Here is a 25,124-nt window from a genome sequence, read left to right as displayed (position 1 = left end):
CATGCGAAGGAGAGGTACGGCGGTGGGCGCCGCGCTGGTGCTGAGCGGTGCGGGTGCCCTGCTGGGCCTGGCCGCGACGCCCGCGCAGGCGGCGACCGTGGCGTACGCCACGCACTGTGTGCCGCCCGCGGGCATCAGCCCCGTCGACGGCACCACGAAGGTCGAGATCACCGCGCCCGCGACGGCGAAGGTGGGCGACACGGTGGACGTCGGGTGGAAGTTCGTCCAGGCCGCGTCCAAGAACCCGGACATCATCGACCTGCCCGCGAACTCGGTGCAGCCCTCGGGTGTGCTGAAGGCGGCCGGCGCGCAGAGCGCCGACATCGCGATGCGGGGCCCGCGGCAGAACCCCGCGATCCCCAAGGGCGCCCAGATGGTGCTGTCCGACATGAAGGGCACCGTGAAGCTGACGGCGCCGGGAGAGGTGACGCTGACGCCGGACGCGTACACGGTCAACGCGATGTCGACGGACACGAAGTGCACGCCCAAGGAGGCGGTCCAGCAGTCGGCGACGATCGAGGTCACGGCGGCGGGCGGCACGTCGACGCCCACGCCGCCCCCGACACCCACGCCCACACCCACCCACAGCGCCACCCCGACCCCCACGGCGTCCACGTCGGGAGGCACCGGGCAGACCGACTTCACCGGCGAGGAGGTGCAGATCCCCTACGCGTGCAAGACCCCGATCGGCGACAAGAACGCCACCTCACCGGTGCGGATCGACGCGAAGCGGAACGGCGGGGACTACGCCCTCACGGTGCGGTTCAAGAAGTCGGTGATGGACAGTCCCGCCGACATCCCCGCGGGCTCCGTGAAGCCGTCCATGGCGGTGGTCGTCGGCGGCGCGGACAAGGGCACGGTCCAGGTGGCGGGCCCCGCCAACGCGGCCCCCATCAAGTCCGGCGACCCCATCGCGATCCCCGACCTCACCGGCACCTACAAACCCGGTGCGACCGGCTCCTCGACCCTCTCGCCGGGCGTCCTGACGGTCAACGCCCTGGGTACGACGACCACCTGCACCCCGACCGGGACGCAGGTCTCCCTCACCCTGGACACCACCGGCCAGGCGGGCGGCACTTCGGGCGGCACTACGGGAGGAACGTCCACCTCCGGCGGCTCGACGGGCGGCACGAGCACCGCCACCTCGGGCGGCCTGGCCGACACGGGCGCCGGCGACCACGGCACCCTGAAGGCCCTGGGCCTGGTCGCGGGCACGGCGATCCTGCTGGGCGGCGCGGTCTTCACCTTCATGCCACGACGCCGGACGCGCTGACCGGTCGGCGTCGGTCACCACACCTCAGATCTTGCTCAGAACACACCGGATGATTTGAACCAAGATCAAATGTCTCATAACGTCCAGTGGTTCGCGCCGGAAAGTCAGGCGCGTGTACTGCCCGCCGGGCAACGGCAGCTGAGCGATTGACCATCGCCCCGATGTCCGGCGGAGAAAAGGGAAACAGAATGATCTGGGGGAAGAAGGCGGCGGGCGGCATGCTCGCCGTCGTCCTCATGACGACGGGGACCGGCCTTGCCACCGCCGGTACCGCGGAGGCGGCCACGGCCAAGTACAAGTGCACGGCCGTGGTGCACCTCGACCTCGGCCGCCCCAAGGCCACGTCCTCGTGCAAGAAGTCCGCGTCGGGCAAGAAGGTGTCCAAGCACCGGGTGAAGCTGGTGTGCGATGTGATCCGTGGGCGGGGCACCCCGCACGAGATCCCGTGGTACCTGTGGGGGCCGTGGGTGAAGCCGGGCCAGAAGTCGACCGTGATGTGCGGCTTCAGCAGCTTCACCAGGTCCTGGTCGGTGGAGACCAAGTCCTGACGGACCAAACGGCGAAGGCCGCCGCACATGGTGTGCGGCGGCCTTCGCCGTTCTCGTACGCCGAGGCGTCGTCAGCGCACCTCGCCCATCAGCGCCTTGACCTTGCGGCGGTACATCCACACCGCGAGTCCGGCGAGGGCCACGAGCAGCGCCTCTCCGAAGACGGCGCCTCGACCGCCGAGGTCGACGCCGGCGACGGCCGGGTTGGACAGCAGACCGGTGATGGAGTCGCCCGCGGTGACCGCGAGGAACCAGACACCCATCATCTGGCTGGCGTACTTGGCCGGGGCCATCTTGGTCGTCACCGACAGACCGACCGGGGAGAGGCACAGCTCGCCGACGGTCTGGATGAAGTAGATGCCGACGAGCCACATCGGGCTGACCGCGGTGCCGTTCGCCGCCATGGCCAGCGGGATCAGGAAGAAGAAGAACGAGACACCGATCAGAACCAGGCCCATCGAGAACTTCACGATGGTGCTCGGCTCCTTGCCCTTGCGGTTCAGCCACACCCAGGCCCAGGCGAAGACCGGAGCCAGCGCCATGATGAACAGCGGGTTCAACGACTGGTACCAGGAGGTCGGGAAATCGAAGCCCAGCAGGTCGTGGGACGCCTTGCCCTCACCGAAGGCCTGGACCGTGGACGCGCCCTGGTCGTAAATCATCCAGAACACGGCGGCGGCGACGAAGAACCAGATGTAGCCGGTCATCTTCGACTGCTCGTTGTCCGAGAGCTCCTTGTCCCGCTTGATGCGCAGCAGCACGCCCGCCGGGATCAGCAGACCGATGACGGTCAGCGGGATCATCGCCCAGTTCAGGGTGAAGTGGCCGGTGCCGCCGACGATGCCGTAGAACACGGCCGCGATGATCACCCAGATGGCGCACTTGCGCAGCCACGAGGTGCGCTCCACGGTGCTCAGCGGCTTCGGGACGAGGTTGCTCTTCGGGTTCAGGTGGCGCGTGCCGATCAGGAACGCGGCCAGACCGATCGCCATGCCGACCGCGGCCATGCCGAAGCCGAGGTGCCAGTTGAGCTTCTGTCCGACCGTGCCGATGGCGAGCGGGGCGAAGAAAGCGCCCGCGTTGATGCCCATGTAGAAGATCGTGAAGCCGCCGTCGCGGCGCGGGTCGTCCGGGCCGTTGTACAGGTGGCCGACCATCGTGGAGATGTTGGCCTTGAGCAGACCCGAACCGGCCGCGACCAGCGCGAGGCCGGCGAAGAACGGACCCTGGCCGAAGGGCAGGGCCAGCACGATGTGACCGGACATGATCGTGACAGCTGCGATGGCCACCGTCTTGCGGGGACCCCAGACCCGGTCGCCGAGCCAGCCGCCGGGCATGGCGAGCAGGTAGACCATCGCCGAGTACACGGAGACGATCACCGTGGTGGTGGCCACGTTCATGGCCAGACCGCCGCCCATGCTGCCCTTGCCGGCGTCGGGGCCACCGGACAGCAGGTAGACGGTGAGCAGGGCCTTCATGCCGTAGTAGGAGAACCGCTCCCACATCTCGGTCATGAACAGAGTGGCCAGGCCGCGGGGGTGGCCGAAGAAGGTCTTCTCGGTGCCGGGGGTGCCCGGGTGGACCGAGTCCTTCGTCAGGCTGGACGCCATGGTCGTTCCTTGCTGGTCGGGACGCGCGGTGGAGCGTTGCGCGCCCGGTGGGGGTAGCGGCCGGCACCGGCGGGGTCGGTCGTCCGCCCCCAACGCCCCGGGGGAGTCCGCCCCGGATCACGAAGCGGTGGACGGCGACCACCGGGATCCACGCTCCGTGACGCGACGATGCGTCCGGAGCCCGGCCAGAGGTCATTCCTTTCAAGGCCGGTCGGACCCGACCGGCCCGCACACAAGAAGGACCTTCAGCGTCAATGTCCGCCAAAGGTCCCCGGGTGTACTACAGGCGTTCACGTCACTGTACGTCAGGACACCGCCCGGTATGGAAGGACTTGAGACGCGGATCACAGGTGTCGGGGGAACCGCGCAACGGATTTCGAAGGCCCCTTCTACGATCGCATCCCACAGGTGATGGTTCGTACCAGTGGACACCCCAGGTAAGAATCCCGGGAACCGATCACACCCCAGCACCACATGCGGGCGGTCTACCATCACCTCATGACCCGTGTACTGCTCGCCGAGGACGACGCGTCCATCTCGGAGCCGCTGGCCCGCGCCCTGCGCCGGGAAGGTTACGAGGTCGAGGTGCGCGAGGACGGACCCACCGCGCTCGACGCCGGAATGCAGGGGGGCGTCGATCTGGTCGTACTCGACCTGGGGCTGCCCGGCATGGACGGCCTGGAGGTCGCCCGCCGGCTGCGCGCCGACGGCCACACCGTACCGATCCTCATCCTGACCGCGCGGGCCGACGAGGTGGACACCGTCGTCGGCCTGGACGCGGGCGCCGACGACTACGTCACCAAGCCCTTCCGCCTCGCCGAACTGCTCGCCCGCGTACGGGCCCTGCTGCGCCGCGGCGCCGCCGAGCCGCAGCAGCCCCCGGCCACGCACGGCGTGCGCATCGACGTGGAGTCGCACCGCGCGTGGATGGGCGACGAGGAACTCCAGCTCACCGCCAAGGAGTTCGACCTGCTGCGGGTGCTGGTGCGCGACGCCGGCCGCGTGGTGACGCGCGACCAGCTGATGCGCGAGGTCTGGGACACCACCTGGTGGTCGTCCACCAAGACCCTCGACATGCACATCTCCTGGCTGCGCAAGAAGCTCGGTGACGACGCGGCCAACCCCCGCTACATCGCCACGGTCCGGGGCGTGGGCTTCCGCTTCGAGAAGAGCTGAGCCCCGCACCGGGGGCCGGCGATCACCTCAGGTAACGGAACATGCGTCGACGTCTCATTCAATCCACCCTCGCCGTCGTCCTCGTGGTGATCGCCGTCTTCGGCGTCTCCCTGGTGATCGTCGAGACCCGGACGATCACCAACAGCGCCCAGGAGCGGGTGGAGTCCGAGGCGGTGCGGCTGGCCAGCATCGTGGACAGCCGCATCCTGGCCGCGGAGAACGTCAACGCCGACGCGCTGCGCAATCCGGTCAGCAAAGAGCAGTACGCGGTGATCGAGATGCCCGGCCGGACGCCGATCGAGATCGGCACCCGGCCCGTCGGCGATGTCATCCACGCCACCCAGCACGGCGAGGAGGGCGAGACCGTCACCGTGCAGGAGCCGCGCTCCGCGGTGACCCGCGAGGTCGGCCGCACCCTGCTGATCATCGGCCTGGTCGCGCTGCTCGCGGTGGTCGCGGCCGTGCTGCTCGCGGTGCGTCAGGCCAACCGGCTCGCCTCCCCGCTGACCGACCTCGCCTCCACCGCCGAACGCCTCGGCTCGGGCGACCCGCGCCCGCGGCACAAGCGGTACGGCGTCCCCGAGCTGGACCGGGTCGCCGATGTGCTGGACTCCTCCGCCGAGAAGATCGCGCGGATGCTGACCGCCGAGCGGCGGCTCGCCGCCGACGCCTCCCACCAGCTGCGCACCCCGCTCACCGCACTGTCCATGCGGCTGGAGGAGATCACCCTCACGGATGATCCGGACATCGTGAAGGAGGAGGCGAACGTCGCGCTGACGCAGGTCGAGCGGCTCACCGACGTGGTCGAGCGGCTGCTGACGAACTCCCGCGACCCGCGCACCGGCTCCGCCGTCACCTTCGACCTGGACGAGGTCATCCAGCAGCAGCTCGCCGAGTGGCGGCCCGCCTACCGCAGCATGGGCCGGGCCATCGTCAGCTCCGGCAAGCGGCACCTCCAGGCGGTGGGCACCCCGGGCGCGGTCGCCCAGGTGCTGGCCGCGCTGATCGAGAACTCGCTGATGCACGGCGGCGGCACCGTCGCCCTGCGCACCCGGGTCACCGGCAACCAGGCCGTGGTCGAGGTCACGGACGAGGGACCCGGGGTGCCGGCCGATCTCGGGGCGCGGATCTTCGAGCGGACCATCAGCGGCCGCAACTCCACGGGCATCGGGCTTGCCGTCGCCCGGGACCTCGCCGAGGCCGACGGCGGCCGCCTGGAGCTGCTCCAGGCCCAGCCCCCGGTCTTCGGCCTGTTCCTCTCCCGCACGCCCCCGGCCCGCAAGACGGACGAGGACCTGCCGACCGTCCGCTGAGCGGTACGGCCGCCAGGCCCTCGTGCGGTCTGTCTGCGGTCCGCTGAGCCGGGCAGCGGTCAGGGCACCCGCTGCGTCCTCGGCTCGGGCTCGCTAGGGGAGCGGCGCGACTCCGCCGCCAGGATCGACTCGGCCTCCTGCGCGGGCAGCGCGCGGAACACCCAGGTGCGGTACGACCAGAACCGGAACAGGGTCGCGACGCCGATGCCGAGGAACTTGAAGACGTTGCTCTCCAGCGGGCTGTCCCAGCCCAGGCCGTAGGTGGCCAGGAAGAGCACGCCGTTCTCGATCACCAGGCCGATCGCGCTGAAGAACAGGAACAGCGTGAGTTCCTTGGTGCGGCCGCTGCGGTCGCGGTCCCGGTACGTCCAGTAGCGGAAGCCGACGTAGTTGAAGGCGATGGCGACCACGGTCGCGATGATGCTGGCGCGCACCACCGGCAGGGTGGAGACGTGCCGGACCAGGTTGAAGACGCCCAGATTCACCAGGACGCCGGCGCCGCCGACGGCACCGAACTTGGCCATCTCGCCCACGAGCCGTTGCAGCCCCGAGGAACGCTGTTCCATGGCGTTGCAGCTCCCGTCGGTAGGTTTTGGTCAACCCGGCCATGCTATCGGCGCGCGGGGCCCGATGCCTGAGGACCAGGCCAGTGCGGGGAAACAGGTCGGAAAGAGGCCGGAAAGCGGCGGGTAAGAGCCGGGGACCGGTGGGGAACACCCGCCCGAGGGGCCCGGCCGGAGGGAGGCGATCCGGGCGGTCCGCGGTGGCCGATACGCTATAGGTGTGACGTTCCCGGTAGTCGGCATGGTCGGCGGGGGTCAGCTCGCGCGTATGACGCACGAGGCGGGCATCCCGCTGGGCATCAGGTTCAAGCTCCTCAGTGACACCCCTCAGGATTCCGCGGCGCAGGTCGTGAGCGATGTCGTCATCGGCGACTACCGCGATCTGGACACGCTGCGTGAGTTCGCGCGCGGTTGTGACGTGATCACCTTCGATCACGAGCACGTGCCCACCGAGCACCTCAGGGCCCTGGAGGCGGACGGCATCCCCGTCCGTCCGGGCCCCGACGCGCTCGTGCACGCCCAGGACAAGGGCGTGATGCGGGCACGGCTCGACGCGATCGGCGTCCCGTGCCCCCGGCACCGGATCGTCGCGGATCCCGACGACGTGGTGCGCTTCGCGGCGGAGGGCGACGGCTTCCCCGTCGTCCTGAAGACCGTCCGCGGCGGCTACGACGGCAAGGGCGTGTGGGTCGTCGACTCCGCCGAGGAGGCCGCCGAGCCGTTCCGGGCGGGCGTGCCGGTCCTCGCCGAGGAGAAGGTCGACTACGTCCGCGAGCTCGCCGCCAACGTCGTACGCTCCCCGCACGGCCAGGCCGTCGCCTACCCGGTGGTGGAGTCCCGCCAGGTGGACGGCGTGTGCGACACGGTCATAGCCCCCGCCCCCGACCTGGACGAGGAGCTGGCGCTGGGCGCCGAGCGGCTCGCCCTCACCATCGCCAAGGAACTGGACGTCGTCGGGCACCTCGCCGTCGAGCTGTTCCAGACCCGCGACGGCCGCGTCCTCGTCAACGAGCTGGCGATGCGCCCGCACAACTCCGGCCACTGGACCCAGGACGGCGCGATCACCTCGCAGTTCGCCAACCACGTCCGCGCGGTCCTCGACCTGCCCCTCGGCGACCCGCGCCCGCGCGCCAGGTGGACCGTGATGGTCAATGTGCTCGGCGGCGACTACCCGGACATGTACTCCGCGTACTTGCACTGCATGGCCCGCGACCCCAAGCTCAAGATCCACATGTACGGCAAGGACGTGAAGCCCGGCCGCAAGGTGGGACACGTCAACACCTACGGCGACGACCTGGACGACGTGCTGGAGCGCGCCCGTCACGCAGCCGGCTATCTGAGAGGCACCATCACCGAATGAGCCCTGTTGTTGGCATCGTCATGGGGTCGGACTCCGACTGGCCCGTCATGGAAGCCGCCGCCAAGGCCCTGGACGAGTTCGAGATCGCCTACGAGGTCGACGTCGTCTCCGCGCACCGGATGCCCCGAGAGATGATCACGTACGGCGAGCAGGCCGCCGACCGCGGGCTCAAGGTGATCATCGCCGGGGCGGGCGGCGCCGCCCATCTGCCGGGCATGCTCGCCTCCGTCACCCCGCTGCCGGTCATCGGCGTGCCGGTGCCGCTGAAGTACCTCGACGGCATGGACTCCCTGCTGTCGATCGTGCAGATGCCGGCCGGTGTGCCCGTGGCCACGGTCTCCGTCGCCGGTGCCCGCAATGCCGGGCTGCTCGCGGCCCGCATCCTCGCCACGCACGACGAGGACCTGCTGCACCGCATGCGCGACTTCCAGCACGACCTGAACGAGCAGGCCACCGAGAAGGGCAAGCGGCTGCGCTCCAAGGTCGAGGGCGCCGGCGGCTTCGGCTTCGGGAAGTGAGCGCCGTGACGAACCTGGACGAGGCCCGCGCCCTGCTGCGCGAGTTCCCCGTGGTCGACGGCCACAACGACCTGCCCTGGGCGCTGCGCGAGAAGGCGGGTTACGACCTGGACCGCCTGGACATCGCGGGCCACCAGCACGGGCATCTGCACACCGACATCCCCCGGCTGCGCGCGGGCGGCGTCGGCGCCCAGTACTGGTCGGTGTACGTGCCGGCCGAGCAGCCGGACCCGGTCGCCGCCACGCTGGAACAGATCGACTGCGTACGGCAGTTGCTCGACCGCTACCAGGCGGACCTGGCGCCCGCGCTGACCGCCGCCGACATGGAGGCGGCACGCGGTGAGGGCCGTATCGCCTCCCTGATGGGCGCCGAGGGCGGCCACTCCATCGCCAACTCGCTGGGCACCCTGCGCGGTCTGTACGCGCTCGGCGTGCGCTACATGACGCTCACCCACAACTCCAATGTGGACTGGGCGGACTCGGCGACCGACACCCCGAGGGCGAACGGCCTGACCGCGTTCGGCCGCGAGGTGGTCCGCGAGATGAACCGGCTCGGCATGCTGGTCGACCTCTCGCACGTGGCGCCGTCCACGATGCGCGACGCGCTGGACGCGAGCACCGCCCCGGTGGTCTTCTCGCACTCCTCGGCCCGCGCGGTCTGCGACCACCCCCGCAACATCCCGGACGACGTCCTGGAGCGGCTGCCCGCCAACGGCGGTGTCGCGATGGTGACGTTCGTGCCGAAGTTCGTGCTCCAGGCGGCCGTGGACTGGACGGCCGAGGCCGACGAGAACATGCGCGCCCACGGCCTGCACCACCTGGACACCACCGCCGAGGCGATGAAGGTGCACCGCGCCTTCGAGGAGCGCACCCCGCGCCCGATCGCCACGGTGCCGGTGATCGCCGACCATCTGGACCACATGCGCGAGGTCGCCGGCATCGACCACCTCGGCATCGGCGGCGACTACGACGGTACGGCCTTCACCCCGGACGGACTGAACGACGTCTCCGGCTACCCGAACCTCCTGGCCGAGCTGCTGGACCGCGGCTGGTCCAAGGCGGACCTCGCCAAGCTCACCTGGCAGAACTCGGTACGGGTGCTGGGCGCGGCGGAGGACGTGGCCCGCGACCTCCGGTCGAAGCAGGCGCCGTCCAACGCGACGATCGAGTCGCTGGACGGCTGACGCGCGGGACGACAGGAGAGGGGCGGGGCGGCCGATCGGCCACCCCGCCCCTTCGTCGTACGGCACGTACGGCGGGTGCGGCGGGTGCGCCCTACCGGTGTTCGATCCGGCACAGGCAGAACGGATGCCCCGCCGGGTCGGCGTACACCACGAAGTCCTTCTTCTCGCGGTCCTCCTCGTCCAGCGGGCGGGCGCCGAGCGCCAGGACCCGCTCATGGGCCGTGTCCAGCTCCGCCCAGGTGCTGCCCGCGTCGAAGTCCAGATGGAGCTGCTGGCCGTTGTGGTCGGCGCGGGGCCACTCGGGCGGGGTGTGGCCCTCGGCCCGCTGGAAGGCCAGCCGGGGGCCGCCGGGGATCTGGAGCACGACCCAGGTGTCGTCCTCGGCCACGGGCGTGCCCCCGCCCACCGCCGCGTAGAAGGCGGCCAGGGCGTGCGGGTCGGGGCAGTCGAGCACGACGTTGCGGAAATGGGCGACGGACGCCATGTTTTTCCTCCTCGGGGAGACGGTCTCAGCAGGCGCAGAGGCAGAACGGGTGCCCGGCGGGGTCGGCGTACACCCGCCAGGGCCGGCCCGGTTCCCCGGCGTCCAGGAGCGTCGCGCCCAGCTTCAGCACGCCCTCGTGCGCCGCGTCCAGGTCCGCCACGGTCAGGTCCAGGTGGAACTGCTGGCCGTCGCTCCCGGCGCCCGGCCAGCGCGGCGCGCGGTACCCCTCGGCCCGCTGGAAGGCCAGCGCCTGCCCGCCGGGCACCTTCAGGTCCACCCAGCGGCCGTCCTGTTCGCGCTCGGCCGTGCCGCCGAGCACGGCCGCGTAGAAACCGGCCAGCGCGTCGGGATCGGGACAGTCCAGGACCACCACACCGAGCTCGGCGAGAGCCATGACGACCTCCTTCTGTTACCCGTAGAAGCGGGTAACCGGTAACGGTGACGGTGACCTCATACTCCCGGACAAGGGGTAACGTCGCAACCATGAATGAGAGATCGGTGGCTCCCGGGGGTCTGGCCCTGGTGGAGTCCTTGGTCAACACCGTGGACCTGGCGGACGGCGCCGACTCGCTGGACACCGAGGAGGGGCGCGCCCGCCTCGGGATCACCGAAGGAGAGCTCGCCGGGGCGCGGGAGCTGCGGGAGTCGCTGCGCGCCGCCCTGCTCGCCCACGCCGGGCATCCGCCGCACCGGGCCGTCACCCCGCTCGGCGAACTGCTGGCCCGCGCGCCGCTGTACGTCGCGGTGGCCGAGGGGGACGGCTCGGCGGCCCTCGCCCCCGCCGGTGACACCGCCCTGCTCTCCCGGGTCGCCGCCGCCGTCGCCGAGGCGCTGCTGGCGGGCACCTGGATGCGGCTCAAGGCGTGCGAGGCCGTGACCTGCCACTGGGCGTACTACGACCGCAGCCCTGCCGGGCGCGGCCGCTGGTGCTCGATGCGGGTCTGCGGGGCGCGGGAGAAGATGCGGCGGTACCGGGCCAAGGGGGCGTAAAGCGCGGGAAGCCGGGGCCCCGGGGCACAGGGGGCTGGGGCAAAATGCGGAACGGCGCCGGTTCGGCCGACTGAGCCTCGGCCGAACCAGCGCCGTTTCCGTGTGCGCCGAACCAGCGCTGTTTACTCGTGTCCCTCGGGCGTTCGCCCGTCAGGCGGTGGGCCGCCCCATCGCCCGGTACGTCCAGCCCGCCCGGCGCCACAGCTCCGGGTCGAGGGTGTTGCGCCCGTCGAGCAGTACCCGGGCCGCCGCGGCCGCGCCCAGCTCCGCCGGGTCCAGCTCGCGGAACTCGCGCCACTCGGTCAGATGCAGCACGACATCCGCGCCGCGCACGGCGTCCAGGGCCGTCTCGGCGTATCCCAGCGTCGGGAAGACCCGCCGGGCGTTGTCCATGCCCTTCGGGTCGTACACGGTCACCTGGCCGCCCTGGAGGTGTATCTGGCCCGCCACGTTCAGCGCGGGCGAGTCGCGGACGTCGTCCGAGTCGGGCTTGAAGGTGGCGCCGAGCACCGCGACCCGCTTGCCGAGGAAGGAGTCGCCGCCCAGTGCCTCGCGGGCCATCTCCACCATCTGGCCGCGCCGGCGCATGTTGATGGAGTCGATCTCCCGCAGGAAGGTCAGCGCCTGGTCCGCGCCCAGCTCACCGGCGCGGGCCATGAACGCCCTGATGTCCTTGGGCAGGCAGCCGCCGCCGAAACCGATCCCGGCGCGCAGGAACTTGCTGCCGATCCGGTCGTCGTGCCCGATCGCCTCCGCCAGCTTGGCCACGTCGCCGCCGCCCGCCTCGCACACCTCCGCCATCGCGTTGATGAAGGAGATCTTGGTGGCGAGGAAGGAGTTGGCGGCGGTCTTCACCAGCTCGGCGGTCGGGAAGTCGGTGACGACGAGGGGGGTGCCCTCGCCGATCGGCGTCGCGTACACCTCGCGCAGCAGCTTCTCGGCCCGCTCGCCGCGCACCCCGACCACGATCCGGTCCGGGTGCAGGGTGTCCTCGACGGCGAAGCCCTCGCGCAGGAACTCCGGGTTCCAGGCCAGCTCGGCGTCGCCGCCCGCGGGGGAGTGCTCGGCGAGGTAGGCGGCCAGCCGTTCGGCCGAACCGACCGGCACCGTGGACTTGCCGACCACCAGGGCAGGGCCGCGCAGATGCGGGGCGAGGGAGGCGATCGCGGAGTCGACGTACGACATGTCGCAGGCGTACTCGCCGTGCTTCTGCGGGGTGTTCACACACACGAAGTGCACATCGCCGAAGGCGCCGACCTCGGCCCAGTCGGTGGTGAAGCGCAGCCGCCCGGTCGACCCCTCGATCCCGGCCACATGCCGGCGCAGCAGCTCTTCGAGCCCCGGCTCGTACATCGGGGTCTCGCCGCGCTCCAGCATGGCGATCTTCTCGGGTACGACATCCAGGCCCAGCACCTCGAATCCCAGCTCGGCCATGGCCGCGGCGTGGGTGGCGCCGAGATACCCGGTGCCGATCACGGTGATCTTCAGGCTCATGGACGCGCTCCAGCTCGGGGATTCTCTCGTGCGGGCCCGAGCATAGCCGGGCCGCTCGGGGGGCAACTTTCCCGCTGTCGCCAACCTCACGTAGGCGACTCGGGGCCAGGGCTCTAAAATTTGAGTTACTTAACGGTAATTAGCGTTTGTAATGTCCGTGATGCGTCATCATCACTGCGTCTTTGGAGCGTGAGAGACCTTGGCCGGATCGGCTGACTTCGACCTGTACCGCCCGTCCGAGGAGCACGACATGCTCCGCGACGCCGTCCGCTCCCTGGTCGAGGCGAAGATCGCGCCGTACGCCGCCGCGGTGGACGAGGAGGCCCGCTTCCCGCAGGAGGCCCTCGACGCCCTGGTGGCCAACGACATGCACGCCGTGCACGTCCCGGAGGAGTACGGCGGCGCCGGCGCCGACGCGCTCGCCACGGTCATCGTGATCGAGGAGGTGGCCCGCGCCTGCGTGTCCTCCTCCCTGATCCCCGCGGTGAACAAGCTGGGCTCGCTTCCGGTGATCCTCTCCGGCTCCGAGGAGCTGAAGAAGAAGTACCTGGGCCCGCTGGCCAAGGGCGACGCGATGTTCTCGTACTGCCTCTCCGAGCCGGACGCGGGTTCGGACGCGGCCGGTATGAAGACCAAGGCGGTCCGCGACGGCGACCACTGGATCCTCAACGGCGTCAAGCGCTGGATCACCAACGCGGGCGTCTCCGAGTACTACACGGTCATGGCCGTCACCGACCCGACCAAGCGCTCCAAGGGCATCTCCGCCTTCGTGGTCGAGAAGTCGGACGAGGGCGTCTCCTTCGGCGCCCCCGAGAAGAAGCTCGGCATCAAGGGCTCCCCGACCCGCGAGGTCTACTTCGACAACGTCCGCATCCCCGCCGACCGCATGATCGGCGAGGAGGGCACGGGCTTCATGACGGCGATGAAGACCCTGGACCACACCCGCATCACCATCGCCGCCCAGGCGCTCGGTGTCGCGCAGGGCGCCCTCGACTACGCCAAGGGCTATGTCCAGGAGCGCAAGCAGTTCGGCAAGGCGATCGCCGACTTCCAGGGCATCCAGTTCATGCTCGCGGACATGGCGATGAAGATCTCCGCCGCCCGCGCCCTCACCTACCAGGCCGCCGCCGCCTCCGAGCGCGGCGACGCCGACCTCACCTACCTGGGCGCCGCCGCCAAGTGCTTCGCCTCGGACGTCGCCATGGAGGTCACCACCGACGCCGTCCAGCTCCTCGGCGGCTACGGCTACACCCGCGACTACCCGGTCGAGCGCATGATGCGCGACGCCAAGATCACCCAGATCTACGAGGGCACCAACCAGGTCCAGCGCATCGTCATGGCGCGCAACCTGCCGTAGCCCGTCAGCGGTACCGGAAGGCGTCCCGCGGGGCGCCTTCCGTGCGTTCGGGGGGCCTTACGACCGGTCGGTCACATGCGGGGGCGGGCCGGGCGACGTAGGACGGAAGCACACGGGACCCGCTCCCGGGTCCCCCTGCTCCGAGGAGGAGCCATGGCCCAGCCCGGAACGACGATGCCCGCCATGACCAAGCAGATGCAGGACTGCATCGAGGCCTGCATGAACTGCCACAGCATCTGCGAGGAGACCATGAGCTCCTGCATGCAGCAGGGCGGGCAGGCGCAGATGCAGATCATGCGCGCGCTCATGGACTGCTCCGAGACGACCCGGATGTGCGCCGACATGATGATGCGCCGCTCGCCCATGGCGGGCGAGATGTGCGCGATGTGCGCCAAGGCGTGCGACATGGCCGCCGAGGCGTGTATGTCCATGCCGGACGACAAGCAGCTGATGCGCTGCGCGGACGCGTGTCGCAAGTGTGCCGAGATGTGCCGCGCGATGACCGGCGCCCGGATGTGACCTGAGCACCGCGACCTCGTTCAAGGGCGCCCGCGGGGGTGCCCTTGAACAGGTGCCGCCCGCTGCGGCAGGGTGCTCGCATGATCACTTCCGGGGCGACCGCGGCCTTCGACGCCGCCGAGCGGGCCATGTGGGCGGGACGGGCACGGGCGTACGAGGCGAGCTTCGGTCGGCTGTGCGCCCACCCGGTGCCGCGGCTGCTGGACGCGGCGCGGGTCGCGGCCGGCACCAAGGTGCTGGACGTCGGCACCGGCACCGGCACCGCCGCCCGCGCGGCACGGGAGCGGGACGCGCGGGTACGGGCCGTGGACGCCGACCCGGACATGGTGGCGCGGGCCCGGCTGCACGGCATCGCCGCCGAGGTCGCCGTACTGCCCGAACTGCCCTTCCCGGACGGAGAGTTCGACGCCGTCGTCGGCAACTTCGTGCTCAACCACGTCGGCCGCCCGCGCGCCGCCCTCACCGAGCTGCGCCGCGTGCTGCGCCCCGGCGGCCGGATCGCGCTGACCCTGTGGAGCGCCCGGCGCGGCGCTGGCCAGGACCTGCTGGGCCGGGCCTTCACCGCGGGCGGCGCCGTACCGCCCGCGTATCTGCCCCGCCTCGACCCCGCCGAGGACTTCCCCCGCACCCCCGACGGACTGGCCGCGCTGCTCGCCGAGGCCGGGTTCGACGCGCCCCGGGCCGCCGAGCTGGAGTGGGACCACCGGGCCGGTGCCGAGGAGTGGTGGGGCGGGGCCGCGGGCGGGATCGCCACCGTCGGGCTGGTCCTCGGCGCGCAGGACGCCGGGACCGTCGTACGGATCCGGGCGGAGTACGACCGGCTGTGCGCGGAGTTCGCCCGGGACGGCGAGGGGCGGCTGGCCCTGCCGCACGTGGCGCTGCTCGCCCGTGCGACGGCCCGGCCGCCCCTGTCGCGCCGTCCCGGCTAGTTTCCGGCGACCGTGACCTTCTGGTCGTTGTTCAGCTCGTTCACCAGCGTCTTGACCTTCGCCTTGTCCCAGACGAGGTTGCCGCCGGTGGAGCCGGAGATGGGCATGTTCATGGAGGTGCCGTCACCGCCGTTGACGCCCTTCATGGCCCAGAACATCGAGGCCAGGCTCCACAGGGACATGTCCTTGTCCACGATCAGCGAGTCCAGGCCCGCGCCCATGGTCGGGTAGAACTTGAACGGGTTCAGCACGGTCGAGGGCGTCGCCACCTCATGGGCCAGGGCGGCCAGGAACTTCTGCTGGTTCTTGGTCCGCTGGAGGTCGGAGGCGGCGAAGGCGTGCCGGGTGCGCACGAAGGCGAGCGCCTGCTGGCCGTTGAGGGTCTGCTCGCCGGCCTGGAAGTCGGCGCCGGACCACTTGTCCTTGAAGCCCTTGTCGATGTTGATCCGCACCCCGCCGACCGCGTCCACGATGTTCGCGAAGCCCTGGAAGCCGATCTCCACGTAGTGGTCGATGTGCAGCCCGGTGTTGTACTCGATCGTGCGCACCAGCAGCGTCGGCCCGTCCTCCGCGTAGGCCGCGTTCAGCTTCTCCTGGCGGCCCGTGGCGGGGTAGACCTTCCCGGACGTCGAGCCCTTGTACGACGGGATCTCCACGTTCGAGTCACGCGGCAGCGAGATGAGCGTGTCGCCGCTGTCGCCGACGTGCAGGATCATCATCGAGTCCGTGCGCTTGCCCTCGGCGGCGCCGGTGTGCAGCTTCTTCTCGTCCGCCTTGGTCATGCCCTCGCGGCTGTCCGAACCGACGATCAGATAGTTGGTGCCGGACCCCGACTGCGGCCGGTCGATCACCTTGGAGAGGTCGACCTCGCGGCGCAGCTTGGAGTCGGCCCAGAAGTACGTCGCGACCGAGGTGACGATCAACACGGTCACCAGCGTGATCGCGGTCCACTTGATCCGCCGCCGCCAGTTCGGCGCGGGTCTCTGTCCGGGCCCCGGCGTCCCACCGGGGCCGTGGCCGCCGGGGTTCCCGTAGACCTGTCCGGTGTTGTAACCGCTGTCGTACGCGTCGTCATAGCCGCCGTTCGCGTACGACGGCTGCTGCGGAACGCCGGCCCCGTACTGCGGTGCCGCCGGGCCGCGCCGCACCTGCCGCATCGCGCGGGCGCCTTCGGGCTGCGCGCCGCCACTGCCGCGTCCGTAGCGGGGGCCCCGATCGTCGTCGGACCATGCCTCGGGCCAGTCATTCATGCGGACCAGTGTGCAGGGCTCCGCCGTATGGCTTACAAGGCCTGTCGGAAAATAAGGGCGGCGCTGTTGCGAAGCTGACACAAATTCCGCGAATGCGGCTTCGGCATAAGGTAGAGGGCATGACAGACCAGGCCACGGAGCCGGAAGCAGTGGAACCGGACATCCCGGGCAAACCCACGTCCGCCTCGCGCACCACGCTCAGCCACATCATGACCCACAACGACACCAACCTGCTGGGTACGGTGCACGGCGGGGTGATCATGAAGCTGGTGGACGACGCGGCGGGCGCCGTGGCCGGCCGGCACTCCGGCGGCCCCGCCGTCACCGCGTCCATGGACGAGATGGCCTTCCTCGAACCGGTCCGCGTCGGTGACCTGGTCCATGTGAAGGCGCAGGTCAACTGGACCGGCCGGACCTCCATGGAGGTCGGCGTACGGGTCCTCGCCGAGCGCTGGAACGAGTCCGACCCGCCCACCCAGGTCGGCTCGGCCTATCTGGTCTTCGCGGCCGTGGACGCCGACGGCAAGCCCCGCCAGGTCCCCCCGGTGATACCGGAGACCGACCGCGACCGCCGCCGCTACCAGGAGGCGCAGATCCGCCGCACCCACCGGCTGGCCCGCCGCCGCGCCATCCGCGAGCTGCGCGAGCAGCGGGTGGCGGAGGGGTTCCACGACTAGGCGGTTCGAGAGGTGCCCCGGGCGGCGTCCGCTCAGGCGTCCCCGGAGCACACCACCTCGTTGCCGCGCACCACACTCGCGCTGCCCTGGTCCTGATGCCCCGGGTCCTCGAAGCGCACGGCCCGTACGCCCTTGAAGCCGGCGCCCGCGGTCACCTTCAGCACCGGCCCCTGGCCCGGGGCCGCGCGCAGCTCACTGCCCGGCAGGGCCGCGGCCAGGGTGTGCGCGGAGCGGTCCCAGCGGGGGTCGTACGTGATGACGGTGGCCGGCAGCCGGGCGGGCGCGGTCACCGGCTCATGGGTGGTGGCGAAGCCGGTCGCCGCCAGCTCGGTGTCGATCCGCTTGGCGAGCCCGGTCGTGCCGGTGCCGTTCGCCACCTGGACCCGGATGCCCCGGGGGTCCGTCTCGACGGGCGTCGCGGCGGGTGCGGAGTGCGGACGGGCCTTGGTGAGCGGCTTGTCGTCGCGCAGCGCCTGGAACAGCTGGGCGGAGCGGGCCGGGTCCCACTTCAGGGTCGAGCCGATGCCCTTGACCGGGAAGTCCATCTGCCCGATGGGGACGGTCGTGAACTCGGAGGACGAGGGCGAGAAGTTCCGCATCGCCCGCCCGAGGTCCAGCAGCTCATCGGTGCCGAAGCCGGTGTCGGCGCGCACCGAGCCGAGCACCGCCCGGGTCACATCGCGAAAGCGCATCGGGTTCAGCAGCACGCCCGAGGACGTCGCCCGCTCGATCAGCGCGGCCAGGAAGCGCTGCTGCCGCTTCATCCGGCCCAGGTCGCTGGCGCCGTCCAGGTGCCGTGAGCGCACGTACTGGAGGGCCTGCCCGCCGAGCAGGGTGTGGGTGCCGGGGGTGAGGTCGAGCCCGCTGTAGCTGTCCTTCAGCGGCGTCGCCGTACAGATCCGGACCCCGCCGAGGACGTCCACGGTCTTCATGAAGCTGGTGAAGTCGACCTCCAGATAGTGGTCGATCTTCACCCGGGTCATGTTCTCGACCGTGCGCACGGTCAGCTGGGGGCCGCCCTCGGCGTAGGCCGCGTTCAGCTTCAGCGGATGCGCGCCGAGCTGCCGGCCGGTGGTCTGGTCCCGGTGCGCCGGGACCTCGGCGAAGGAGTCCCGCGGCAGGCTCACCACGGTGGCCCGCTCCCGGTCCTCCGAGATGTGCACGATCATCATCGTGTCGGTGCAGTGGCAGGGCTGTCCGCCCAGGTGGAAGGCGCGCCGCTGCCGCTCGGTGATCTTGTCCCGGCCGTCGGTGCCGACCAGCAGGATGTTCATCCCGTGGCCCGCCTGCGGCCGGTTCTTCATGTCCTTGAAGGCGTCGACCCGGGCGATCCCGGCGTCCAGGCTGGTGACCACCGCATGGCCGATGCCCGCGGAGGCGAGCACCACCACCGACAGCGTGGTCATCGCCCGCATGGCCCAGCGCGGCCGCCGCCGTCGGCGCAGGGGCCGCACCGGCCGCTCGGGCGGGGGCGGCAGCCGGCGGGGCGGCTGCGGGCGGCGCTGGGGTCGCGCCGGGGACCGGGGCGGGCTGGCCAAGGGACACCTCCGGACGAGGCCGTACGTGGGATCCGTGAGCACAGTAGGCCGATACGATCTCCATCCCGCGTCAGAGCCCCGGCGGCGCGCACCGGTGTCCCCCGTTCGCGGTAACGTGAGGCCCCTATGAACGCCAAGCCCGACGTGCGGTTCCCCGCTGTATCCGTGATCATGCCCGTCCTCAACGAGGAACGGCATCTGCGCGGAGCCGTCCAAGCGATCCTCGCGCAGGAGTACGGCGGCGACATGGAGGTCGTGATCGCCCTCGGTCCGTCCACGGACCGCACGGACGAGATCGCCGCCGAGCTCGTGGCCGAAGACCCCCGCGTCCACACCGTGCCGAACCCGACCGGCCGCACCCCCGCCGCGCTGAACGCGGCGATCAAGGCCTCCCGGCATCCGATCGTGGTCCGTGTCGACGGCCACGGCATCCTCTCGCCCAACTACATCGAGACCGCCGTACGGCTCCTCGCGGAGACCGGCGCGCAGAACGTCGGCGGCCTCATGCACGCCGAGGGCGAGAACGACTGGGAGCACGCGGTCGCCGCCGCGATGACCTCCAAGATCGGTGTCGGCAACGCGGCCTTCCACACCGGCGGCGACGCGGCCCCCGCCGAGACGGTCTACCTCGGTGTCTTCCGCCGCGAGGCGCTGGAGCAGCAGGGCGGCTACAACGAGGAGTTCATCCGCGCCCAGGACTGGGAGCTGAACTTCCGCATCCGCGAGGCGGGCGGCCTGATCTGGTTCTCACCGGAGCTGAAGGTGTCGTACCGCCCCCGGCCCTCGGTGCGGGCGCTGGCCAAGCAGTACAAGGACTACGGCCGCTGGCGCCATGTCGTCGCCCGCTACCACTCCGGCTCCATCAACCTGCGCTACCTCGCCCCGCCGACCGCGGTCTGCGCGATAGCCGCGGGCATCGTGGTCGGCGCGGCCCTGACCCCCTGGGGCCTGGTGATCCCCGGCGGCTACCTCGCCGCGATCGCCACCGGCTCCCTGCCCGCGGGCAAGGGCCTGCCCCTCAAGGCCCGCCTCCAGATCCCCGTGGCCCTCGCCACCATGCACATGTCCTGGGGCTGGGGCTTCCTGACCAGCCCGAAGTCCCTGGCGAAGCGGGTCATCGCGTCGCGCCGCCCGGCGGTGCAGAGCGCCTGACGGCCCGAGACGTCCGCACCGAACGAGGCGGGGCCCCTCCGCGATGGAGGGGCCCCGCCTCGTTCACCACCGGTACGGCGTTCACCACCGGTACGGCCCGTACACCTCCATGCAGCCGCCCTTGTCCGCGCCGTTGATGGCGTCGGCGTTGGACGGGACGTCGCCCGCCTTCGGCTTGGACTGCTTCGGGAAGGCCGTGCCGGTGCGCCAGTCGGCGCCGAGCAGCAGGGTGACGCCGGAGACCGACGTGGTCTGCTTCACCGCGGTCGCCGGCAGGCCCAGTGCCTTGGCCACGCCCTGGGCGTCGCCCTGGAGATCGGCGCTGGGGTACTCGACGACCGTCTTGTCCTGCGGCGGCGGGGGCGCGGTGTCGGCCACCGCCCTGCTGTAGCCCGCGCTCACGAGCGTCTCGGCGATGGTGCGGGCCCGGCCGGGGACCGCCGCCTGGGAGGAGGAACCGGTGCCGTTCTGGACGAGGACGCCGAGCCCGGCCGGATCGGTGGAGGGCGACTTCGTCGGCTGCGGCTTGGCCGCCTGCTTGGCGTCCGAGGACCCGCCGTTCTTGTCGAGCGGGATGTCGTCCCGGAGCATCTCCCAGAGCTTGCTCGCGTCGGCCGTGTTCGGGACGACGTGGTTGTCGGGGTCCTTCGGATCCGGGAGGTTGGGCATCGTCACGCTCGTGATGCGGTCCGACGGCACGGACTTCATCTCCATGCCGAGGTCGTAGAGCTTCTTGACCGTGCCGATCTCCTCGGAGACCTTGAGGGAGTTGACGGCCGAGTCGGCCAGGTCCATCAGGCGCCCGGTGTCGGTGAACACGTTCTGCGACTTGAGCGTGCGGAGCATGGAGTTGAGGTACATGTGCTGGGCGCGGGCCCGCAGCGGGTCGCTGCCCCAGGCGTGCCGGGTGCGCAGCCACTGGAGCGCCTGCACGCCCTTGATCTTGTGGGTACCGGCCGTCAGCTTCAGCCCCGAGCCGCCGCGCTGGGCCGCGGTCGGGCGGTCCCAGACGTTCTGCTTCACACAGACGTCGACGCCGCCGACGGCGTCCGCCATCTTCACCACGCCCGCGAAGTCGATCGTCATCCAGTGGTCGATGTAGACCCCGGTGAGGTTCTCCCAGGTGGCCAGCGTGCAGCCGGCGCCGCCCCGGCCGAGGGTGGTGTTGATGATGTCGTTGGTCGCCGGATAGACCTTGCCGGTGTCCGGATCCGTGCACTTGGGGATGTCGACGCGCGTGTCGCGTGGGATGCTCACCATCGCGGCGCTCTTGCGGTCGGCGGATATGTGGATGAGCATCTGCACATCCCCGAGCGGGGGATCGCCGACGCTGCTCTTGCTGCCGCCGAGCTTCAGGTTCTCCGCCGAGTTACGGCTGTCCGAGCCGACCAGCAGGATGTTCAGCGGGGTCTGTCCGGCCGCGTTCGGGGCGGTCTTCTGCGCCTTGGCGTCACCGCTGCTGCGCTCGCCCTTGCGAATGCTGTCGTTCAGGTGCTCGTAATAGAGATAACCGGCGCCCGCCGTACCGAGTATGACCACCGCGAGGATCGTCGCCGACCAGCGCAGCGCGCGCCGCCGGCGCCGCCGACCGGTCGTGGACCCCCCGGAACCGCCCGAGCCCTTGGAGCCCGAGCCCCCCTTGCGCCGTCCGCCGCCGTGCCGTCCGGCCCCGGCCTCCGGGTCCGTCGTCCGCGGGTTGAGCGCCATCGTGTCATCCACGCCGGCCGCGTCACCTTGCACTTCGCTCTGCGCCACTCTCCCTGCCCTCCCCGCCCTTTTGCGCCATGCGACGGGCCCGTCCCGCGCCGAGTAGTTAGACGCACGACGGGCCCGCAGGGTTACCTATGAGGCGCACTTAACCTCGTTGGCCGTTGACTTGTCGACCTTCGGTGCCGTGTCCGGGGCGGCGATCGGCGTGCCCGCGGCCTTGAAGTCCTTGCCCAGGGTCAGGGTCATCGCGGGCAGTCCCTGGGAGTTGACGACGCTCGAACCCGGCTTGAGCGCCGAGCCGGGCAGCCCCATCAGGGCGGCCAGCTCCCGGGCCTGCGCGGCCTGGTCGGGCGCGTACTCCAGGGTGGTCTTCTGCAGCCCGGCCGGCGCGTTGCCCGCGTTCTCCGACTTGAGCACGCCCTCGGTGTTCTGGAGCCAGTCGAGGACCGCCTGCGCGCTGCCCGGTGCCGCCTCGCTGTTGAGGATGCGCACGCGTACGTCACCGGGCGCGGACTTGGTGCCCTTGAGCCGGGCGGCCTGCGCGTCCTTGGCGGCCTTCTGCTTGCGCTTGACGTCGGTGAAGGAGACGTCGTTCTGTATCGCCTGGAAGACCGACGGCGCCGCCGACTGGTTGAGGACGACCGTCGCGTGGACCTTCTCGGCGGGGTTGTCCACCACCGGCACCGTGGTGAAGGTGATGTTCTTCGGCGGCACCTTCTTGAGCTCCAGCGCCATGTCCTTCAGCGTGTTGATGCTCTTTATGCCGGTGTCGACGGTCAGCGCCTTGGTGGCCGCCTCCGCGAGGTCCATCAGCTTCGAGGGGTCGCTCAGGGTGTCACCGGAGGACATCTTGCGCATCAGCGAGCCCAGGAACTGCTGCTGCACCTTGATCCGGTCCAGGTCGCCCTGGTTGCCGAAGCTGTGCCGGGTGCGCACGAAGGCGAGGGCCTGCTCGCCCTCCACCACCGACTTGCCCGCCGGCAGCTTCAGATGGGACTCCTTGTCGTCCACCGGGTGCGCGACACACACCTCGACCCCGCCGACCGCGCTGGTCAGCGTCTTCACCGCGTTGAAGTCGGCCATCATGAAGTGGTCGACATGTATGCCGGTGACCTCTTCGACGGTGCGCATGGTGCAGCCCGGGTCGCGGCCGTCCTGGCCGAGGCTGGTGTTGAAGCGCACATTGTCGGTGCCCTGGACCACCTTGGTCGAGCCGTCCGGCTGCTTGGTCGGGCAGTCCGGCACATTCACGATCAGGTCGCGCGGGATGCTCAGCGCGGTCGCGTTGGTCCGGTCCTTGGAGACGTGCAGCAGGATGTTGGTGTCCGCGTGCCCGACGCTGCCGGAGTCGCCGTAGCCCTCGTTGCCCTTGCCGGTGCGCTTGTCGGTACCGATGATCAGCAGGTTGAAGGCCTCGTCCTTGCTGAAGCCCTTGGAACCGGCGTCCCCGACATCGGTGGAACTGATGTTGCCCTCAAGGTGCTTGAGGTACAGATACCCGGCGGCGCCGACCGCGACCAGCGCGAAGGCCGTGCCGCCGGCGGTCCACGCCAGCACCTTCTTCGCCTTCGACTTCTTCTTCACCGGCCGGCGGCCCCGCCGTCCCGGCGCGCCCTCGGGCTCGGTGGTACGACGCCGGGAGCTCCGCGGCGGCGGCACGTCACCGGCGCGCGCCTTGTCCCCGGCGCGGGAGCCGTCCCGGGTACGGCCCCCCTCCTGGGTGCGCGTCCCGCCCCCCTCGGGCCCGCCGTCCTGCGCGGGCACCTTGCTCATCTCACGGGTCTCACCGGGCGCCATGTCATTGCGCCGGCGGCGCCGGGTGCCACCGCCGTCCTGGGCGGACGGCTTGCGCGGACCGGGAACCGATTGCGTTCCGGAAGGAGGCAGTCGCAGTTCGTATTCGCCGGTGTTCGGATTGAGCACCCACTGGTCTGCGGGATCGATGTTGTCCGCCCGCCCACGGCCTTGCGCGTCCACGGTTGTCCGAATCCTCCGTCGGGGCCACGCGGCGCCTTCCCCCTCAAAGGCGCTCGGGTCTCGGTGAAACAGTGCACGACCCCAGGTCGGACCTCGTGGCCGGGTGCACCGGAGCGCTCACACTATCCGCCCAGTTCAGCGTCTAGGGACGCCGGTGACAAATCCGTCGTCCCTACAACTGGGCAATCCGCCTCATTTTCTGAACGGAAGTCGGCGGCCTTGGCGAACGCCTTACGCGCAACCGTGTTCGGCGGCCGTGTTCCCGGTGTAGGTGGGCGCGGGAGAAGGGCCGCCGTTTGTGCCCTTTTGCGGTGCCGGCGGCTTCTCGGGCGCCTGTCCTTCCACCACCACCGGCTGGTCCGCGCGCAGCCGCTTGAAGAGCTTCTCGGCCTCGGGCTCCACGAGTTGGTCGCGGTTGGCGTCGTAGACGTACTGCTCTCTCGGCACCGTCAGGAATTGCATATGCCGGGTGGGAATGTCGCGCAGCGTTCGCACCAATCGGTACAGATCACCCAGATTCGCCAGTCCGGGATCGGTGGTGAGAGAGGAAGTCGCCGCGTCCAGTACGGCGTACAGCCGCAAGGGGTTCAGCAGTACGTCATTGCCGCGCACCCTGGTGACCAGCGCGCCGAGGAATCGCTGCTGGCGCCGCATCCGTTCGGTGTCGCTGCCGTCGCCCAGCGACTCGCGGGCCCGTACATAGCCCAGGGCCTGCTCCCCGTCGAGCGTGACCTCGCCCGCGGGCAGCCTGAGCTTCGCCGCCTTGTCGTCGACGGGCTCCTTCAGACAGACCCGCACCCCGTCGACGGCGTCCACCATGTCCTTGAACCCGCTGAAGTCCACGACCATGTGATGGTCGACGCGGATGTCCGTCAGCTTCTCGACGGTACGGACCGTGCACGCCGAACCACCCAGCTCGAAGGCGTGGTTGAACATCGCGAACACCGGCCGGCCCCGGGTGCCGTCGTCCTGGAGGCAGCCCGGGATGTCCACCATCAGGTCCCGGGGGACGGACACGGCGGTGGCGCCGCGCCCGTCCGCCGCCAGATGCAGCAGGATCGTCGTGTCCGACCGCTGGCTGCCCAGGTCCCGCCCGTAGCGGGCGTTGCCGCTCCCGGCCCGGCTGTCGGACCCGATCAGCAGGATGTTCCGGGCCCCGGGCGCCAGGACCGCGGGCCGCTCGCGCGCGTACCGGTCGAGCTCGGCGGCCGCCGCGTCATCGGGCCGGATATTGGCACTGAGCCGGGCGTACGCCGTCCACCCCGCCCCGACGGCCGCCGCCACCAGGACCACCGCCCCGAGCCCGGCCCCCTTGGCCCACCGCCGCCGTCGCCGCCGCGCCAGCCCCGCCCCGGACGCGGACGAACCGTCGGCGGGGGGAGGGGAGTCGGTCACGGTGTCAGGCCCCATGGTCGTAGGAGGTGTCCCTACGACCATGGGGCGCGGGCCGGGAGGAGGCGCCCTGTACTACTCCAAGAGGGGGGCCGGGCCTGCCGGATCAG

Annotated in this window: 23 protein-coding genes; 13 read left to right on the top strand and 10 right to left on the bottom strand. The window is 70.8% G+C overall.

The features are described from left to right. The first annotated feature begins 1 nt into the window (after nucleotide 1). Nucleotides 2-1,273: a hypothetical protein gene (locus AB0N90_RS36095; RefSeq protein ID WP_365203565.1), complete on the top strand. Its 1,272-nt coding sequence runs from the start codon at nucleotides 2-4 to the stop codon at nucleotides 1,271-1,273. 188 nt (nucleotides 1,274-1,461) lie between these two features. Continuing rightward, the gene (locus AB0N90_RS36090; RefSeq protein ID WP_145488987.1) at nucleotides 1,462-1,821 is read left to right on the top strand and encodes a hypothetical protein; all 360 of its coding nucleotides are present in this window, start codon (nucleotides 1,462-1,464) and stop codon (nucleotides 1,819-1,821) included. Nucleotides 1,822-1,892: 71 nt separating this feature from the next. Here the strand turns inward: AB0N90_RS36090 and AB0N90_RS36085 are convergent, their stop codons facing one another. After that, nucleotides 1,893-3,431: an oligopeptide:H+ symporter gene (locus tag AB0N90_RS36085; RefSeq protein ID WP_365203528.1), complete on the bottom strand. Its 1,539-nt coding sequence runs from the start codon at nucleotides 3,429-3,431 to the stop codon at nucleotides 1,893-1,895. A 498-nt stretch (nucleotides 3,432-3,929) separates the two neighbouring features. On the opposite strand from AB0N90_RS36085, the gene AB0N90_RS36080 reads away from it, so the two are divergent. Next, a complete protein-coding gene (locus tag AB0N90_RS36080; protein ID WP_020940464.1) occupies nucleotides 3,930-4,607 on the top strand; it encodes a response regulator transcription factor in 678 nt (225 codons plus the stop codon). 41 nt (nucleotides 4,608-4,648) lie between these two features. Continuing rightward, on the top strand, nucleotides 4,649-5,920 hold the full coding sequence (locus AB0N90_RS36075; protein WP_361673793.1) for an ATP-binding protein: 1,272 nt from the start codon (nucleotides 4,649-4,651) through the stop codon (nucleotides 5,918-5,920). 59 nt (nucleotides 5,921-5,979) lie between these two features. Here AB0N90_RS36075 and AB0N90_RS36070 read toward each other — a convergent pair whose 3' ends face one another. Beyond that, a complete protein-coding gene (locus tag AB0N90_RS36070; protein ID WP_086807868.1) occupies nucleotides 5,980-6,486 on the bottom strand; it encodes a GtrA family protein in 507 nt (168 codons plus the stop codon). Nucleotides 6,487-6,703: 217 nt separating this feature from the next. Between AB0N90_RS36070 and AB0N90_RS36065 the strand changes: the two genes are divergently transcribed. Genes AB0N90_RS36065 through AB0N90_RS36055 form a run of 3 tightly spaced genes read left to right on the top strand, consistent with a single transcriptional unit; the run spans nucleotide 6,704 to nucleotide 9,545 of the window. After that, nucleotides 6,704-7,843 (top strand): 5-(carboxyamino)imidazole ribonucleotide synthase, encoded by a 1,140-nt coding sequence (locus AB0N90_RS36065; protein WP_365203526.1) that lies wholly within the window; start codon nucleotides 6,704-6,706, stop codon nucleotides 7,841-7,843. Beyond that, a complete protein-coding gene (purE, locus tag AB0N90_RS36060) occupies nucleotides 7,840-8,361 on the top strand; it encodes a 5-(carboxyamino)imidazole ribonucleotide mutase (RefSeq protein WP_078967599.1) in 522 nt (173 codons plus the stop codon). The genes AB0N90_RS36065 and purE overlap by 4 nt, the downstream gene beginning before the upstream one ends. 5 nt (nucleotides 8,362-8,366) lie before the next feature. After that, complete coding sequence (locus AB0N90_RS36055; RefSeq protein ID WP_365203563.1) at nucleotides 8,367-9,545, top strand: dipeptidase; 1,179 nt, start codon at nucleotides 8,367-8,369, stop codon at nucleotides 9,543-9,545. A 91-nt stretch (nucleotides 9,546-9,636) separates the two neighbouring features. Here the strand turns inward: AB0N90_RS36055 and AB0N90_RS36050 are convergent, their stop codons facing one another. Both AB0N90_RS36050 and AB0N90_RS36045 read right to left on the bottom strand, forming a co-directional pair. Then, nucleotides 9,637-10,029: a VOC family protein gene (locus tag AB0N90_RS36050; protein ID WP_365203524.1), complete on the bottom strand. Its 393-nt coding sequence runs from the start codon at nucleotides 10,027-10,029 to the stop codon at nucleotides 9,637-9,639. A 25-nt stretch (nucleotides 10,030-10,054) separates the two neighbouring features. Further along, nucleotides 10,055-10,423 carry a VOC family protein gene (locus AB0N90_RS36045; protein ID WP_361673788.1) on the bottom strand — a complete coding sequence of 123 codons (369 nt, stop codon included), beginning with the start codon at nucleotides 10,421-10,423 and terminating at the stop codon, nucleotides 10,055-10,057. Nucleotides 10,424-10,512: 89 nt separating this feature from the next. Here AB0N90_RS36045 and AB0N90_RS36040 point away from each other — a divergent pair, with 89 nt between their 5' ends. Then, nucleotides 10,513-11,019, top strand: coding sequence for a CGNR zinc finger domain-containing protein (locus AB0N90_RS36040; RefSeq protein ID WP_361673786.1), 507 nt, complete (start codon nucleotides 10,513-10,515; stop codon nucleotides 11,017-11,019). A gap of 150 nt (nucleotides 11,020-11,169) precedes the next feature. Here the strand turns inward: AB0N90_RS36040 and AB0N90_RS36035 are convergent, their stop codons facing one another. Beyond that, a complete protein-coding gene (locus AB0N90_RS36035; RefSeq protein ID WP_365203522.1) occupies nucleotides 11,170-12,513 on the bottom strand; it encodes a UDP-glucose/GDP-mannose dehydrogenase family protein in 1,344 nt (447 codons plus the stop codon). A 199-nt stretch (nucleotides 12,514-12,712) separates the two neighbouring features. Here AB0N90_RS36035 and AB0N90_RS36030 point away from each other — a divergent pair, with 199 nt between their 5' ends. The 3 genes from AB0N90_RS36030 (at nucleotide 12,713) to AB0N90_RS36020 (ending at nucleotide 15,318) form a co-directional block, all read left to right on the top strand. Beyond that, nucleotides 12,713-13,870, top strand: coding sequence for an acyl-CoA dehydrogenase family protein (locus AB0N90_RS36030; protein ID WP_361673782.1), 1,158 nt, complete (start codon nucleotides 12,713-12,715; stop codon nucleotides 13,868-13,870). A 153-nt stretch (nucleotides 13,871-14,023) separates the two neighbouring features. Beyond that, nucleotides 14,024-14,389, top strand: a complete 366-nt coding sequence (locus AB0N90_RS36025; protein WP_365203520.1) for a four-helix bundle copper-binding protein — start codon at nucleotides 14,024-14,026, stop codon at nucleotides 14,387-14,389. Between the two features lie 80 nt (nucleotides 14,390-14,469). Beyond that, complete coding sequence (locus tag AB0N90_RS36020) at nucleotides 14,470-15,318, top strand: class I SAM-dependent methyltransferase (protein ID WP_274506392.1); 849 nt, start codon at nucleotides 14,470-14,472, stop codon at nucleotides 15,316-15,318. On the opposite strand, the gene AB0N90_RS36015 is transcribed toward AB0N90_RS36020, so the two are convergent. Beyond that, the gene (locus tag AB0N90_RS36015) at nucleotides 15,315-16,568 is read right to left on the bottom strand and encodes an LCP family protein (RefSeq protein WP_365203518.1); all 1,254 of its coding nucleotides are present in this window, start codon (nucleotides 16,566-16,568) and stop codon (nucleotides 15,315-15,317) included. The genes AB0N90_RS36020 and AB0N90_RS36015 overlap by 4 nt on opposite strands. Before the next feature lie 119 nt (nucleotides 16,569-16,687). Here AB0N90_RS36015 and AB0N90_RS36010 point away from each other — a divergent pair, with 119 nt between their 5' ends. Further along, nucleotides 16,688-17,245, top strand: a complete 558-nt coding sequence (locus AB0N90_RS36010; protein WP_232988352.1) for an acyl-CoA thioesterase — start codon at nucleotides 16,688-16,690, stop codon at nucleotides 17,243-17,245. A 32-nt stretch (nucleotides 17,246-17,277) separates the two neighbouring features. Here the strand turns inward: AB0N90_RS36010 and AB0N90_RS36005 are convergent, their stop codons facing one another. Continuing rightward, nucleotides 17,278-18,660: an LCP family protein gene (locus AB0N90_RS36005; RefSeq protein ID WP_365203560.1), complete on the bottom strand. Its 1,383-nt coding sequence runs from the start codon at nucleotides 18,658-18,660 to the stop codon at nucleotides 17,278-17,280. Nucleotides 18,661-18,909: 249 nt separating this feature from the next. Between AB0N90_RS36005 and AB0N90_RS36000 the strand changes: the two genes are divergently transcribed. Beyond that, entirely contained in the window at nucleotides 18,910-19,935 is a 1,026-nt protein-coding gene (locus AB0N90_RS36000; RefSeq protein WP_365203516.1) for a glycosyltransferase family 2 protein, read from the top strand. Between the two features lie 81 nt (nucleotides 19,936-20,016). On the opposite strand, the gene AB0N90_RS35995 is transcribed toward AB0N90_RS36000, so the two are convergent. From AB0N90_RS35995 to AB0N90_RS35985, 3 genes are all read right to left on the bottom strand, one after another. Further along, the gene (locus AB0N90_RS35995; protein WP_365203558.1) at nucleotides 20,017-21,642 is read right to left on the bottom strand and encodes an LCP family protein; all 1,626 of its coding nucleotides are present in this window, start codon (nucleotides 21,640-21,642) and stop codon (nucleotides 20,017-20,019) included. A gap of 135 nt (nucleotides 21,643-21,777) precedes the next feature. Beyond that, on the bottom strand, nucleotides 21,778-23,622 hold the full coding sequence (locus tag AB0N90_RS35990) for an LCP family protein (RefSeq protein ID WP_365203514.1): 1,845 nt from the start codon (nucleotides 23,620-23,622) through the stop codon (nucleotides 21,778-21,780). Nucleotides 23,623-23,853: 231 nt separating this feature from the next. Continuing rightward, nucleotides 23,854-25,032, bottom strand: a complete 1,179-nt coding sequence (locus AB0N90_RS35985; protein WP_365203512.1) for an LCP family protein — start codon at nucleotides 25,030-25,032, stop codon at nucleotides 23,854-23,856. Between the last annotated feature and the right edge of the window lie 92 nt (nucleotides 25,033-25,124).

Source organism: Streptomyces sp. NPDC093018 (assembly GCF_040684035.1).
Classification (GTDB): domain Bacteria; phylum Actinomycetota; class Actinomycetes; order Streptomycetales; family Streptomycetaceae; genus Streptomyces; species Streptomyces murinus.
This window is presented reverse-complemented; position numbering and strand designations above follow the sequence as displayed.

Excerpts from the sequence above, each read along its gene's own strand:
- AB0N90_RS36005 (WP_365203560.1), bottom strand. The coding sequence starts at position 18,660 with ATGCGGGCGATGACCACGCTGTCGGTGGTGGTGCTCGCCTCCGCGGGC.
- AB0N90_RS35985 (WP_365203512.1), bottom strand. The coding sequence starts at position 25,032 with ATGGGGCCTGACACCGTGACCGACTCCCCTCCCCCCGCCGACGGTTCG.
- AB0N90_RS36070 (WP_086807868.1), bottom strand. The coding sequence starts at position 6,486 with ATGGAACAGCGTTCCTCGGGGCTGCAACGGCTCGTGGGCGAGATGGCC.
- AB0N90_RS36010 (WP_232988352.1), top strand. The coding sequence starts at position 16,688 with ATGACAGACCAGGCCACGGAGCCGGAAGCAGTGGAACCGGACATCCCG.
- AB0N90_RS36000 (WP_365203516.1), top strand. The coding sequence starts at position 18,910 with ATGAACGCCAAGCCCGACGTGCGGTTCCCCGCTGTATCCGTGATCATG.
- AB0N90_RS36045 (WP_361673788.1), bottom strand. The coding sequence starts at position 10,423 with ATGGCTCTCGCCGAGCTCGGTGTGGTGGTCCTGGACTGTCCCGATCCC.
- AB0N90_RS36090 (WP_145488987.1), top strand. The coding sequence starts at position 1,462 with ATGATCTGGGGGAAGAAGGCGGCGGGCGGCATGCTCGCCGTCGTCCTC.
- AB0N90_RS36015 (WP_365203518.1), bottom strand. The coding sequence starts at position 16,568 with ATGAATGACTGGCCCGAGGCATGGTCCGACGACGATCGGGGCCCCCGC.
- AB0N90_RS36035 (WP_365203522.1), bottom strand. The coding sequence starts at position 12,513 with ATGAGCCTGAAGATCACCGTGATCGGCACCGGGTATCTCGGCGCCACC.
- AB0N90_RS36085 (WP_365203528.1), bottom strand. The coding sequence starts at position 3,431 with ATGGCGTCCAGCCTGACGAAGGACTCGGTCCACCCGGGCACCCCCGGC.
- AB0N90_RS36040 (WP_361673786.1), top strand. The coding sequence starts at position 10,513 with ATGAATGAGAGATCGGTGGCTCCCGGGGGTCTGGCCCTGGTGGAGTCC.
- AB0N90_RS36020 (WP_274506392.1), top strand. The coding sequence starts at position 14,470 with ATGATCACTTCCGGGGCGACCGCGGCCTTCGACGCCGCCGAGCGGGCC.
- AB0N90_RS35995 (WP_365203558.1), bottom strand. The coding sequence starts at position 21,642 with ATGGCGCTCAACCCGCGGACGACGGACCCGGAGGCCGGGGCCGGACGG.
- AB0N90_RS36095 (WP_365203565.1), top strand. The coding sequence starts at position 2 with ATGCGAAGGAGAGGTACGGCGGTGGGCGCCGCGCTGGTGCTGAGCGGT.
- AB0N90_RS36080 (WP_020940464.1), top strand. The coding sequence starts at position 3,930 with ATGACCCGTGTACTGCTCGCCGAGGACGACGCGTCCATCTCGGAGCCG.
- AB0N90_RS36050 (WP_365203524.1), bottom strand. The coding sequence starts at position 10,029 with ATGGCGTCCGTCGCCCATTTCCGCAACGTCGTGCTCGACTGCCCCGAC.
- purE (WP_078967599.1), top strand. The coding sequence starts at position 7,840 with ATGAGCCCTGTTGTTGGCATCGTCATGGGGTCGGACTCCGACTGGCCC.
- AB0N90_RS36075 (WP_361673793.1), top strand. The coding sequence starts at position 4,649 with ATGCGTCGACGTCTCATTCAATCCACCCTCGCCGTCGTCCTCGTGGTG.
- AB0N90_RS36025 (WP_365203520.1), top strand. The coding sequence starts at position 14,024 with ATGGCCCAGCCCGGAACGACGATGCCCGCCATGACCAAGCAGATGCAG.